At 60.5% G+C, this 304-nt stretch carries 1 protein-coding gene; it reads right to left on the bottom strand.

Features of this window, described 5'->3' with window-relative positions; translation table 11 throughout:
* Positions 1 to 304, bottom strand: a 304-nt coding sequence (locus tag CKW35_RS28270; RefSeq protein ID WP_159971683.1) for an immunoglobulin-like domain-containing protein, incomplete at both ends; no start/stop codon positions are given.

Below are 304 nucleotides of genomic sequence, written 5' to 3'. Positions count from 1 at the left end.
TCGATGAACACGTCATCGCCCTGGGCTGGCGCCGAAACGGTCTTGGTGGTCTCGCCAGCGGCGAACACCACGGTTTCGCCGGTGCTCAGCAGCACGGTCAGCGGTTTATCGATGGCTTGGTTCAGGGTGAGCTTGAAGGTCGGCGCAGTCGCTTCGTTCACCGACTCGGTGACCGGAGTGATGCTGACTTTCACCAGGTTCCCGGCGCCGTTCGGCTCGTCGCTGACAGTAGTGGTCACTGGCGTCTTATCGGTCACCAGGTTTTCGAACTTGGTGTCGCCGGTGACCGAAATGTCAGTGATCG

Source organism: Pseudomonas sp. Irchel 3F3 (assembly GCF_900187545.1).
Classification (GTDB): Bacteria; Pseudomonadota; Gammaproteobacteria; order Pseudomonadales; family Pseudomonadaceae; genus Aquipseudomonas; species Aquipseudomonas fortuita.
The sequence above is the reverse complement of the archived record's forward strand: the minus strand, read 5'-3'. Positions and strand labels throughout refer to the sequence as shown.